15 protein-coding genes are annotated in these 11971 nt (G+C 68.2%); 7 read left to right on the top strand and 8 right to left on the bottom strand.

Features of this window, described 5'->3' with window-relative positions:
• Positions 1-277 precede the first annotated feature (277 nt).
• The 3 genes from AC07PF_RS31430 to AC07PF_RS31420 all read right to left on the bottom strand — a co-directional run bounded on the left by AC07PF_RS31430 (position 278) and on the right by AC07PF_RS31420 (position 1965).
• Complete coding sequence (locus AC07PF_RS31430; protein ID WP_494614543.1) at positions 278-1093, bottom strand: helix-turn-helix domain-containing protein; 816 nt, start codon at positions 1091-1093, stop codon at positions 278-280.
• A 67-nt stretch (positions 1094-1160) separates the two neighbouring features.
• Entirely contained in the window at positions 1161-1439 is a 279-nt protein-coding gene (locus AC07PF_RS31425; RefSeq protein WP_494610317.1) for a hypothetical protein, read from the bottom strand.
• A 163-nt stretch (positions 1440-1602) separates the two neighbouring features.
• Positions 1603-1965, bottom strand: a complete 363-nt coding sequence (locus AC07PF_RS31420) for a hypothetical protein (protein ID WP_494614542.1) — start codon at positions 1963-1965, stop codon at positions 1603-1605.
• Between the two features lie 168 nt (positions 1966-2133).
• Between AC07PF_RS31420 and AC07PF_RS31415 the strand changes: the two genes are divergently transcribed.
• Both AC07PF_RS31415 and AC07PF_RS31410 read left to right on the top strand, forming a co-directional pair.
• Positions 2134-2475, top strand: coding sequence for a DUF1330 domain-containing protein (locus tag AC07PF_RS31415; RefSeq protein WP_494614541.1), 342 nt, complete (start codon positions 2134-2136; stop codon positions 2473-2475).
• 506 nt (positions 2476-2981) lie between these two features.
• Entirely contained in the window at positions 2982-3440 is a 459-nt protein-coding gene (locus tag AC07PF_RS31410) for a hypothetical protein (RefSeq protein WP_494614540.1), read from the top strand.
• On the opposite strand, the gene mnmH is transcribed toward AC07PF_RS31410, so the two are convergent.
• The 5 genes from mnmH to AC07PF_RS31385 form a co-directional block, all read right to left on the bottom strand.
• Positions 3406-4560, bottom strand: a complete 1155-nt coding sequence (mnmH, locus tag AC07PF_RS31405; protein WP_494614539.1) for a tRNA 2-selenouridine(34) synthase MnmH — start codon at positions 4558-4560, stop codon at positions 3406-3408. The genes AC07PF_RS31410 and mnmH overlap by 35 nt on opposite strands.
• Entirely contained in the window at positions 4557-5636 is a 1080-nt protein-coding gene (selD, locus tag AC07PF_RS31400) for a selenide, water dikinase SelD (protein WP_145698254.1), read from the bottom strand. The genes mnmH and selD overlap by 4 nt, the downstream gene beginning before the upstream one ends.
• Positions 5637-5944: 308 nt before the next feature.
• Positions 5945-7030 (bottom strand): IS630 family transposase, encoded by a 1086-nt coding sequence (locus tag AC07PF_RS31395; protein ID WP_494614538.1) that lies wholly within the window; start codon positions 7028-7030, stop codon positions 5945-5947.
• A 648-nt stretch (positions 7031-7678) separates the two neighbouring features.
• The gene (locus AC07PF_RS31390) at positions 7679-8200 is read right to left on the bottom strand and encodes a hypothetical protein (protein WP_494614537.1); all 522 of its coding nucleotides are present in this window, start codon (positions 8198-8200) and stop codon (positions 7679-7681) included.
• Positions 8201-8207: 7 nt separating this feature from the next.
• Positions 8208-8858 carry a S24 family peptidase gene (locus AC07PF_RS31385; protein ID WP_007862258.1) on the bottom strand — a complete coding sequence of 217 codons (651 nt, stop codon included), beginning with the start codon at positions 8856-8858 and terminating at the stop codon, positions 8208-8210.
• Positions 8859-8947: 89 nt separating this feature from the next.
• Here AC07PF_RS31385 and AC07PF_RS31380 point away from each other — a divergent pair, with 89 nt between their 5' ends.
• From AC07PF_RS31380 to AC07PF_RS31360, 5 genes are all read left to right on the top strand, one after another.
• Positions 8948-9181: a hypothetical protein gene (locus AC07PF_RS31380; RefSeq protein WP_007862257.1), complete on the top strand. Its 234-nt coding sequence runs from the start codon at positions 8948-8950 to the stop codon at positions 9179-9181.
• A gap of 177 nt (positions 9182-9358) precedes the next feature.
• A complete protein-coding gene (locus AC07PF_RS31375; RefSeq protein ID WP_145698252.1) occupies positions 9359-9664 on the top strand; it encodes a hypothetical protein in 306 nt (101 codons plus the stop codon).
• The gene (locus tag AC07PF_RS31370) at positions 9664-9840 is read left to right on the top strand and encodes a hypothetical protein (RefSeq protein ID WP_007853368.1); all 177 of its coding nucleotides are present in this window, start codon (positions 9664-9666) and stop codon (positions 9838-9840) included. The genes AC07PF_RS31375 and AC07PF_RS31370 overlap by 1 nt, the downstream gene beginning before the upstream one ends.
• Positions 9837-11054 (top strand): DUF1376 domain-containing protein, encoded by a 1218-nt coding sequence (locus AC07PF_RS31365; protein WP_494614536.1) that lies wholly within the window; start codon positions 9837-9839, stop codon positions 11052-11054. Before AC07PF_RS31370 ends, AC07PF_RS31365 begins: the two co-directional genes overlap by 4 nt.
• Entirely contained in the window at positions 11041-11970 is a 930-nt protein-coding gene (locus tag AC07PF_RS31360; RefSeq protein WP_494614535.1) for a DUF6475 domain-containing protein, read from the top strand. Before AC07PF_RS31365 ends, AC07PF_RS31360 begins: the two co-directional genes overlap by 14 nt.
• Position 11971: the final 1 nt, after the last annotated feature.

Raw genomic sequence — 11971 nt, 5'->3', positions numbered from 1 at the left:
TAGTGGAAAATGAGGCTCAGTGCTGCGAGATGGGGCTGGCCCGTATGCTCGTGGGTGTTTCCACACAGCCTCGGCCGATAGCGGAAGTCTAGCTGGCCGCGGCAGTGCCCTGTATCACCCAAGAAGGCGACTAGACGAGCCGAACAGATGCTCATCGCCAGCGACCTGGGAATGCGCACGAGCGCCGATCTCTGTGTCCAATTCCTGCTGTTCCCGCCGTTCCCGCTGTCCAAGTCAACTCGCCCCACTGTCCAGCAGCGACCGAAATACGCATTAATTAGCCCACGCGCACATGGTTGCGCTGCGCCGGTGCGGAGCGCAGCCAGTCCGTGGGCGTCACGCCGGTGAGGTCGCGGAAATCGCGCGTGAAATGCGCCTGGTCGGCAAAGCCGGCGTCGGCCGCGATGCCGGCGGCCTGCAGGCCCGGGGTCGCCAGCCCGGCCAGTGCCAGCTGCAGCCGCAGCACGCGCGCGTGCTGCTTGGGCGCCAGGCCCGTGGCCTCGCGAAAGCGCGCGATCAGGTGGCGGTGGCTCAGGCCACTGGCAGCCACGGCCTGTTGCACCTGGGCGCCGCCATGCAGGCTGGCCATGGCCGCTGCCACGGCGGGGTGCAGGCCGCGCACCTGCGTGGCCATGCGTGCCAGCAGCCAGCGTTCCAGCACCTGCAGGCAGGCGGCGGGGTCGCCCTGTGCCTGCAGGCATTCCATCAGTTCAGCCACTGCGCTCGGGCCGCACACGTCGGCCAGCGGGGTGTGGCGCTCTGCCAGGTCGGCCGCACTGGTGCGCAGTAGGGCGCCGGCTGCGCCGGGCTCGAGCTGGGCGCCCACCGACCAGCCGTGCGTACCGCCCTGCTTGGCGTAGTAGCCGGACCGGGCCCCGCCCACGACGGCGTGGCCGGGGGACCAGACCTCGTCGCTGTGCGGCGCGGTGCCCAGCAGGTGCAGCGGCGGCCCGCCCCAGCGCAGCGCCAGGTGCATGTGGCCGGTGGGCAGCACATGCTCGCGCCCGGGGCGGGCGGATGCCAGCGGCGTGACGTCTGCCCACAGCAGGCGCACAAAGGGGCGCAGCGGGGCGATGGGCGGGCGGGCAAGCATCGGGGCGGCCCTGGTGGGGCGTGGTGTACGAGCCCCATCCAGCGCGTTGGCCAGGGGCTGCCGCTGGTCAGACCTTGAACCGGCGGGCCTGCAGTGCGGCGGCGTAGTCCGCCACCACGCGGGCAATGGCGCCCTTGTCGTTGGCTTCCAGCGCGGTGCGCTCCTCGAACAGCTTGCTGCGCTCGGCGACCAGGCGCTCCATCTTGGCGGTGTCGGGGTTGGGGCGGTTGCTTTCGTACTGGATGTCGGCCACCACGGTCGCCAGCCAGGCGGCAAGGCAGGCGCTGGCGGCCTGGTGGTGGCTGGGGGGTGTGGTCGTCTGTGGCGCTGGCTGGGCGGCGGTCATCTTCATCACTCCTTGGTTTTGTGGCTTGGGGTGGGCGACAACGCTCCCCCGTGTGCTCGAATGTAACGCGCCTGCGGCGCCTGGTGCCCATCATCGTGCATGGCGCAACACAATGTCCGGGGCCTGCCTTGGCGGGCGGAACAAACCCTCCCTTGCCTTCATTTCAGCACACGACCAGGTGCTCCACCCCGTCGCGCACCTGGGACAGGTCTTCGCGCCAGTAATGGGGGTCGTTCACCTTGCGCCATGCCACGCCCAGGCCGGGCGCCATGTCCCGCGTGGCCGGGGCGAACACCTCCTTGAGCGACACGAAGAGGCTGCCTGCGTGGGGCCAGTCGGCCCGCTCCACGTTCACCAACCGGTTGCCGCGCCGCAGTTCGGCCAGCAGGCAGGCCTGCAGGCCTGTGGGCAAGCCCTTGAGGATGGCCAGGTTCTGCTGGTTGCGCGTGGGGACGAAGGGCAGGAAGTCTTCGTGGGTGGTGGGGCGCGGCTGGGGCTCGGCGGCTGGTGTGGCTGCGGTGGTCATGGGCGGGCAGTGTATCCATCGGCGTGCGGGCGCGTTCGGCCAGGGCCGCGGTGGCAGGAACCATGACCTGCCAGGTAATCGACGCGCTGCAGGGTGGCTTCTACAGTGGCATCCATACACACGTTCATTCATTCATTCATCCACTTGCCTTGTTGAAGGAGACCCACCATGTCCGCTTATGCCATCGGCCTGCTCGAAGACCTGCAGTTCGGCCCCGACATCGTCAGCTACCTGCAGCGCATCGACGCCACGCTGGAGCCCTATGGCGGCGAGTTCCTGGTGCATGGCACGCGCCCGGAGTTGCGCGAAGGTGCCTTCGGCGGCGACTGCGTGGTGATCCGCTTCCCCTCCATGGAGCAGGCGCGCGCCTGGTACGGCTCGGATGCCTATGCACCGCTGATCCCGCTGCGCACGCAGCATTCCCGGTCCACGGTGTTCTTGCTGGAGGGGGTGAAGGAGGTGCCGTACCGGGCGGTGGGTTTGTTGGAGAAGCTGGGGGTACAGGGCTGAGCGACAGGGCTCTTGCGCGCATGGCAGGCCTTGTAGTGCTTGCCATCGGGGGAATGTCAAAGAGGAAAAGCATGCCTTGTTTTTTTGGGGGCGCTGGGTGCTTGACCAGTTGCATGCGATGGTTGTCGCGTGCCTTTGATGGAGTTCGGAGGCCGGGATGTGCGCCCGGCGGCGCACCCACCTTCTTTTGCGTCGCCAAAAGAAGGTGGGCCAAGAAAAGGCGGCCCCCAGTCTGCGTCCAGAAGGGGTGGGGAGCGGGTACCACGCGGCTGCAGCTGCGCAGCTGCGCAGCTGCGCCGGGTGTCGGTTACGCGCTGCGCGCTGCCGACAGGTGGGGCGCTATCGCTGTGCCCGGGGCCCAGCGCGGCGAGGTAGTTGGGGCGCCTCCGCGGGGGCGGAGTAGGTACAAACCGGGGGGGCTGGCTGCGTCGCCTGCTTGGCGATTCGGTTGGCACGGTGGATGATGGCGCCTTGTCCGCCTCGCGTGAAAAAACGGAACGACCGCCATGAACGAAGAGCTCACCGCACTGGCCCGGTCCCTGGACCTGGCGCATGAATCCAACGCGCAGCTGCGCTATGCCTTCGGCTTGGCCTGCGTGGAGCGGGTGCGGCATCTGCTGGAGGATGCGCGCGCAGTGGCGGCGCTGGACCGCCTGGGGGCCTATGTGGCGGGCGCGCTGGACTTTGCCGGGCTGGAGGCTGCCCGCGGCGAGGTGGAGCGGGTCGCGAGAATCCACCCGGGATCGAAGTCGATCGACGGCACGGCGCATGCGGCCGTGTCGGCGACGAATGCGGTGGCACACGCGCTGGCCGGGCGTGCGCTGGATGCTGCCAGCTACGCCGCCTATGCCTCGGTGTACGCCTATGGCGGCGCGGCGGTGATGGACCGGTCCGCCTTTGGCGATGAATTCCGGTGGCAGGTGCAGGCGCTCACGCGGCTGGCTGGGCAGCGCTCGGCGGCATAGTTGAGGGCGACGCTGGCGCTCCCTGAGCCCCTTGCGGTGCTTGCCCTGCCAGTTCTTCTGCGCCGTGGCCGTCGCCGTTGCGCAGGCTGGTAACCTTGTGGGCAAGCGCCTGGATACCCGGCGGTGACAGATCCGCCGCGTCCACCACCTGCCGCTGCTCCCAGGCGCGGAAGTACGAGCGGTGCGAGCGGGCGTACGAGGGGTCGTAGTGCCGTGTGGCCAGGGCCTCGAACAGCTGGGGCAGTTGGCGCGCGAGGGCCATGGCCTGCCAGGCGGCGATGGTTTCGTTGCCGTGCAGGGGTTTCAAGGGCGCCAGTTGGTCGGCCAGCCACTGGGGGCGGTCGCCCAGGTAGGCGTAGTCGCGCAGCAGGTATTCCACGCGCGCGGCGGTGCTGGCGCGCAGCTCGATGCAGGGGCTGGCGCGCATGCGTTCGACCAGGATGAGGGGCACGGTGAGTCGGCCGATGCGGCGGCCTTCGCCCTCGATGTACAGGGGGCGGGCCGGGTCCAGGTGTTCGAGCACGCTGGCGATGGCGGTTTCGAAGGCGGTTTGCGAGGGCTGGGCCACATCGGGCAGGGCGCCGAGCAGCGAGCCCTTGTGCCGGGCCAGGGCCTCCAGGTCCAGCACCTGCTGGCCCTGTGCGGCCAGGGCGTGCAGCAGCCGGGTCTTGGCGGTGCCGGTGGCGCCACACAGCACCACCAGGGGCAGGGCGGGGGCGCGCTGTGCGATGGTGTCGATGACGTGGCGGCGCCAGGCCTTGTAGCCACCGGCCAGTTGCTGGGCGTCCCAGCCCACCATGCGCAGCCAGGTGGTCATGGAGCCGCTGCGCAGGCCGCCGCGCCAGCAGTAGACCAGGGGCTTCCAGCCCGGCGGGCGGTCGGCCAGCGGGCCCTGCAGGTGGCGCGCCAGGTTGGCGGCCACCATGGCGCCGCCCACGCGCCGCGCCTCGAAGGCGCCGACCTGCTTGTACAGGGTGCCGACGATGCGCCGCTCTTCGTTGTCGAGCACGGGCAGGTTGATGGCGCCGGGGATGTGGTCGATGGCGTACTCGGCCGGGCTGCGCGCGTCGATCAGGGTGTCGAAGGCGTGCCGGTCGTGCACGCGCGTGGGCTCTTTCATGGCGCCACCGTGAGGCCGGCGGGGCCGCCTGTTGCGTCGTCCCTCATGTGCCCTACCACGGCGGCATCGGCAAAGCCCTGCTCGCGGAAGGTGCGCAGCACGGCATCGACCGCCTGCGGCGCGCAGCTGACCAGCAGGCCGCCGCTGGTCTGCGGGTCGGTGAGCAGCGCCTGGGCGGTGGCGGGCAGGCTGTCGGCCAGCGTGACCTCGGCGCCATAGCCCTCCCAGTTGCGGCGCGATGCGCCGGTGACGATGCCTTGTTCGGCCCAGGCGGCCACGCCGCCCAGCAGCGGCAGGCGGTGCCAGTCGAGCACGGCGCGCAGGCCGGCGCCGCGCGCCATCTCCAGCGTGTGGCCGGCGATGCCGAAGCCGGTGACGTCGGTGAGGGCGTGCACGCCGTCCAGCTCGGCCAGCGCGATACCGGGGGTGTTCAGGCGCGTGGTGGTGTCCACCAGGCGGGCGTAGCCGGCGTCGTCGAGCAGGCCTTTCTTCAGCGCGGCCGAGAGCACGCCCACGCCCAGTGGCTTGCCCAGCACCAGCACGTCGCCGGCGCGCGCATCGCGGTTGCGGCGCACGCGCGCGGGGTGCACCAGGCCCATCACGACCAGGCCGTAGATGGGCTCGACTGAGTCGATGGTGTGGCCGCCGGCAATCGGTATGCCCGCCGCGCTGCACACGGCCTGGCCGCCTGCGAGCACGCGGCCGATGACCTCCACCGGCAACTGGTTGACCGGCATGGCCACGATGGCCAGCGCCATGATGGGGCGCCCGCCCATGGCATACACATCACTGATGGCATTGGTGGCCGCGATGCGCCCGAAGTCGAACGGGTCGTCGACGATGGGCATGAAGAAGTCGGTGGTGGCGATGAGGGCCTGCTCGTCGTTGAGCTGGTAGACGGCGGCGTCGTCGGCGGTTTCGATGCCTACCAGCAGTTCTTTGGGGAGCAGTGCGGCGAGTCCTGCGCCGCTGGTTTTCAGGATTTCGGAGAGGACGCCGGGGGCGATCTTGCAGCCGCAGCCGCCGCCGTGGGAGAACTGGGTGAGGCGGATGGGGGTGGGGCTTGGTGTGGTCATGAGGGCGTGCTTGCTGCGGCGGCTGTCTGGATTGTTGGTATTGTGCTTTGTGGTGGTGGTGCTGCTGCTGCTTGGCGGCTGTGGTTGCTTCTGTTCTTTTGCTTAGGGCGGAGGCCGGGATGTGCGCCCGGCGGCGCACCCACCTTCTTTTGCGTCGCCAAAAGAAGGTGGGCCAAGAAAAGGCGACCCCCAGTCTGCGTCCCCCATCGCCCTGTCGGGCGATGGGGGCAGCCTGCGATGCTCGGCTCTGGGGTGGTGCCGCAGAACTCGCTGCGTTCTTCGAACTGCGCTCAAACAGCTGCGGCAAGCTAGTGTCGTGAGTTAGAAGTTCGCAGGAAAAATCTCTCGACACTCGCGAGGATGTCATCTGCGGTCTTTGACCAGATGAATGGCTTGGGATCGTCGTTGTTGACCTTGATGTAGTGCCTGATTGCCTGCTCCAACTGGCGAGTTGAGCGGTGGGTGCTACGGCGAATGTACTTCAGCGTCAGAGTGGCGAACCAGCGCTCTACTTGGTTCAACCAGGACGCAGAAGTCGGCGTGAAGTGAACTTGAAAGCGAGGGTGCCGAGCAAGCCAGTTCTTGATGGCGGGCGTCTTGTGTGTGCCGTAGTTGTCCAGCACCAGATGGATGTCCAGAGCTTGCGGCACATTGCTCTCAATGGTGCGCAGAAACTGCAGGAACTCGCTGCTGCGGTGGCGTCGATGAAGATCCCCGATGACGGCTCCGGTGGCGATGTCCAATGCTGCGAAAAGCGTCGTCGTGCCGTGGCGCTCATAGTCATGTGTGCGCCGCTCGGGGATACCCGGGGCCAATGGCAGCAAAGGCTGTGTGCGATCCAGCGCCTGGATCTGGCTCTTCTCATCCACGCACAACACCATGGCCCTGTGCGGCGGATCCATGTACAGCCCCACGATGTCGCGTACCTTCTCAACGAACAGCGGATCGCTGGAGAGCTTGAAGGTCTCCTGTCGATGGGGCTGCAGTCCGAATGCGCGCCAGATACGCGACACCGCCGTCTGCGACAGGCCGGCCTCGCGTGCCATGGTGCGGGTGCTCCAGTGCGTGGCTGCTTCGGGCACGCTCTCCAGCGTCTTGGCGATCACAGCATCCACACGAGCGTCATCGATGGTGCGTGGTGCTCCAGTGCGAGGGGCATCGAGTAGTCCGTCGAGTCGATCCCGCACGAATCGGGCCCGCCACTTCGAAACGGTTTGCGGTGTCACGCGCTGGCGGCTGGCAACCACCTTGTTGTCAATGTCCTGGGCACAGGCCAGGACGATGCGAGCGCGCAGCGCCAACGCCTGCGCGGTCTTGCGCCGCAGCGTCAGCGCTGTGAGCTGCTCAAACTCGACTTGCGTCAATGCCAGTTGCGCCTTGGGTCGTCCACGCATCGCAGCCTCCTCGTGTGCACACGGTACACGATTGACTCGACACGCTATCACTAGTTCAACGAACTTCTAACTCACGACACTAGATGACGAAGCGTGTGTGTCCTTCGGCACACACGTCCACCCCAGCTCCTGCGCTTCTCGGCGCAGCCAGCAGGGGTGGGGAGCGGGGTCAAGCACGGCTGCTGCTGCGCAACTGCGCTTGGGGTCGGTTACGCGCTGCGCGCTGCCGACGATGTGGGCGCGATCGCTCTGCCCAGGCCAAGCGCAGCGAGGCAGTTTGGGCCGAGCGAAGCAATGGCCCGTATGGAGCCCGCTCCCACCCCCTTCTGACCGTGCCGAGAAGCGCAGGGCCTGGGGTGAGCGCGTGCCGAAGGACACGCGCATCGTCATCTAGCTCGCCGAAGCTGTTTGACCGGAGCTGCCTCGCAGAGGCAGCGCAGGGAGTTCTTCGGCGCCACCCCAGGACCGAGCATCGCAGGCTGCCCCCTCGCCCCCCGGCGAGGGGGACACGGGCAGCGGGGTCGCCTTTTCTTGGCCTACGTTCTTTTGGCGAAGCAAAAGAAGGTAAGTGCGCCGCCGGGCGCACACCCCGGCCTCCGCCCTCGGCAAAAGCAAGCATCAACCATCGAGACCGAGACGTTGTCGTCGTCAGACTTTCAACGCAGAAACCTTCACTGCGCAATAGGGCGCATGGCCTCGGTCGGCAAACCCAGCCAGTTGGACGACGTGAAGGACCTCATCGAGATTGCGTTCATCGATCAGGTCGGTCGATTTCCTGAACTTCGAGATGGGGTCGAAGGACAGTATGGAGAAGAAACCATCGATGTCCGCTACGTCGATGCCCATGCTTTGAAATTCCTCGAGCGACAGCGCGGGATTACCCAGCGGGTGTCCGAAGCGTTCGTTCTGCCACGTCGCCACGGGTTCCGGGATCTGTATGGCGATCAGGTTGCACGCGCAATTCGCTTGGATGGCCTGGGCGACCGCGTCCAGCGTTTCTTGGTCCTTGATGTCCAGGAGCTGGTACAGGTTCTCCTGCAGTCCAAACTGCCTGGTGACGGCGGCATGCATCGCATCGTGCTGGCTCCAATCCGACAGGCCCACGCGAGGAGCGCCGTCGCAGGGCCAGACGCGGATGTCGAAGCCGATGCAGGTGTAGGAGGTCGACAACGGGTGCTCAGTCATTGCTCCACAACGCCGACTTCGCTATCCCCGCCACATACTGGATCACCTCCACCTCATCCTCCGGAATGCTGATGCGCGGATGCGCCTCGTTCACCGAATCGAGGTGCACCATGCCATCGCGCACATAGGCCAGCTGCTTGACCATGACCTTGCCGCTGCGCTCGCGCACCAGCACCTCGTCGCCCGGCATGAAGCCGTGGCTGGGTTCGATGACGACGAACTCGCCGTGGCGGATGCGCGGCTTCATGCTCTCGCCCTTGCAGCGCAGGGCATACGCGTTGGGGTCGCGCGTGGGCCAGTTGATGCGGCCGTCGCCGTGGCCCACGGGGTACTGCAGCTCGCAGAAGTAGCCGTCGTCGCCCAGCTGCGCGGTGCCCACCACGGGCACGCCCTCGGGCGCGAGGATGCGCGCGGCCTCGCTGCCGGCGCGCAGCAGCGAGGGGAACATGCTGCCCAGGGGCAGGTTGGCGCGCTTTTCGAGGTTGAGGGCGGCGCGCTCGCCGAAGGCTTCTTCCTCGTCCAGGTACTGCGTCATGCGCCCCTTGCTCACGCCGAACTGGTCCATGAAGCGCTGGCGGTCGGTGCCGAAGTGCTTCTCGAAGTAGGCGGTGAATTCCGCGCGGCGGGTGCTGTCGTTGCTCATGGGTGCGCAGTTTAGCTGTAGCTAAATTTTTGGCAAGGTGTTTTAGCTTGTGCTTGACTATTTGTTTAGATAAAACTAAACTTGCTGCCATGAGATTCACGGATTGGCTGGATGCCGAACCTGGCCGCAACAAGGCGGTGGCAGAGCACTTTGGGCTGACGCCCAGCGCCATCACGCACTGGCGCAGGGCCGTGCCCCGAAGCCGCATGCGCGAGCTGCATGCATTGACGCAGGGGGCAGTGGACTTTGCGGGCATGTTGCCCAGCAAGTCCCGGGGCGGCAGTGGGCCGGGCCCGAAAGCCCCGGACGCCGAGGGCTGCTGATTTTTCGCTTTCTCCTTCCGCAGCGCCGATGCAGCCGGTGCTGTGGACCTTGCCCGGCGCTGCCTTGTTTTGCCTTGTGCGGCGCCGGGTGTTTTTTCTTTCTTTTGTGATGGGCCCACCCGTGCGCTCCTGCGGGAGCGTGGGCGCCCGCACGCCTTGTGAGGAGCCGTACGAGCCATGCGATCGACCACACCATCCCCCGTGCATGCGGGGCCCAATGCCTTTGAATCGGTGCGCCCGCGCGGTGCCGTTGTTGCCGCCGCCGATGCGGCTGCGCCGCGCCTTCAGGCCCGCAGCGGTGCCTGTGCGCTCGGTGCTGCGCCAGTGCCTGCCGATACGGCGGTACTGTTGTTCAACTGCCGGGGCCTGCGCACCGTGGGCCTGGCTCCACGTGCCAGGGGCGCGATCTGCATCGAGAGCCGCGCCCAGGCGCAGGCCAGCCTGGACAAGAGCCGCCGCATTGCGCGCGACTGGAGGCAGTGATGGCGGTCGGCAACACCATACAGCGCCTGACGCCCGACGTGCTGCGCGCCGCCGCGCAATCGGCGGCCGCGCAGCACATCCCGCTGGCCGAGGCGAACCCCCACGAGCCGGGCACCGCGCTGTGGGCGCAGTTCAACGAGGCCTATGCCGCGGCCCCGGGGCAGGAGGGCGCGTGAGCCATAGCAGCACCAGCACCAGCAGCAATGTGAAGGGCGGCGCAGGCCTGCCTGCACCGCTGACCTTGCCCGCCTGCGACCTGAGCGACTTCCAGTACATGGAGCTCGATGTGCGGCGGCTGCGCGATTCGAAGTTCGCGGCTGCGGCCGAGGGCGAGGCGTTTCGCGCGGGCATTTTGCTGTGGTGCGCGGCCTGGCACCAGGTGCCCGCGGCCTCGCTGCCCGACGATGACGTGGAGCTGGCCAACCTGGCCGGCTATGGCCGCGTGCTCAAGGAATGGAAGAAGGTGCGCGCCGCGGCGCTGCACGGTTTTGTGAAATGTGCCGACGGGCGCCTGTACCACCCGGTGGTGGCCGAGAAGGCGATTGCGGCCTTTGCCGCCAAGGAGAAGTACGCCTACGAGAAGTACTGCGACCGCCTGCGCAAGGAAAACGCCAAGCGCGCCAAGGAGGGCAAGCCCGCGTTGGGCGTGCCCCCGCAGGCGCTGTGGAAGACCGGGGCCTACCCGCATGGCATGGCGCCGCAGGGCGAGGGCTGCGGGCCCGAACAGGGCGACTGCTTTCCGCCGGAAATCCTGCACCCGTCCGCCGGCAATCCACCGGAAACCGGCCTTAAAGGGAACCGAAAGGAACGGAGCCGAGAGCGAGACGGAGAAGGAGATGGAACAGACCTCTTTGGTGGGGATAGCAGCCCCGTTGCTGGCGCAACGGGCGGCGCTGCACCGGCCAGCGGGCAGGGCAGCACGCAGGGGCCTGCGCCCGCCAGCCGGGGCGGCGGTGCGGGTGCCGGCCTGCCACCCGAGGGGCCTGCCGATGGCCTGACGCGCGATGCGCTGTGGTCCGCGGGCAAATCGCTGCTGCAGCAGGCGGGCATGCCGCGTGCGCAGTGCGGCAGCTTTGTCGGCCGGCTGTGCAAGGACTATGGCAGCGACATCGTGGCCGAGGCCGTGCGCGTCGCCTGCGTGGCCCGCCCGGCCGACCCGGCGCAGTACCTCAAGGCCGTGTGCATGCGCGCCGCAGGGCAGCGCAGCGGCAGTGGCGCTGCAGGCATGCACATGCCGGGCGTGCTGCACGCGCCGGCCAACCGGCAGGAGGCGCTGGAGCAGCGCAACCGCAGCGTGGCCGATGCCTGGGCGGCCGAGGCGCCCGGGCTGTCCGAGGTATTGGATCACCCACCCACCCATGGAAAGGAGCCACCGCATGCAGCCCTCTGAACGCACCTTGTTTGCGCAGCTGATCACCGACGTGCTCGCCTACTACCGGCAGGACGCCAGCCGCTTTGTGCTGGACCTGTGGTGGGGCGCGTGCCAGCCGTTCGAGCTGTCGCAGATCCGCCAGGCCATGCAACGCCATGCCACCGACCCCGAGCACGGCCGTTTTGCGCCGCGCGTGGCCGATGTGGTGCGCATCCTTGCTGGCACGGCGGCCGACCGGGCGGCCCTGGCCTGGGGCAAGACGCTGGAGGCCATGGGCAGCGTGGGCGCCTACACCGACGTGGTCTTTGACGACCCCGCCATCCACGCCGCCGTGCAGGACCTGGGCGGCTGGCCCAAGGTGTGCCGCACCGACCTCAAGGAGCTGGGCTACCTGCAGCACCGCTTTTGCGAAAGCCACCGGGCCTACACCGGGCGCGGCAGCTTCGACTACCCGCGCTGCCTGGGCGGCGACCGCAGCCCGGACAGCGAGTACGCCAAGGTCGGCCTGCCGCCGCCGCGCATCGCATTCATTGGCAATGCAGAGCGCGCGCGCCTGGTGTACGAAGGCGGCAACGCGGCGGGCAAGACGGCGGTGCGCTTTCACTCGCTGCAGGCCCTCACGGCCGCGCCGCTTGCCGGTGGTGGAGACGGTGATGGCATGCCATCGGGCGCACCCCCAGCCACGGCGCAGCCGGCTTCGGCCGAGCCGCGCCATGCGCTGCCCATTGCTGTGCGGGCAGCGCAACCAGCTTCGCCCGCCATGGACCGTGCCGCCCTGCGCGCACTGGCATCGGCGGGCCCCCTGGCGGCCGCAGCACCACTCCAACGGCCCGGCGCATTGCGTGCCGCGACCGGGGTGCGGCGGCCGGCCTACCGCCCGGGCCCCGCAGCCCATCCCCCGAACACCACCGCAGAAAGGACGTACCACCCATGAA

It is taken from the genome of Acidovorax sp. GW821-FHT10A04, from assembly GCF_059415825.1.
The sequence above is the reverse complement of the archived record's forward strand: the minus strand, read 5'-3'. Positions and strand labels throughout refer to the sequence as shown.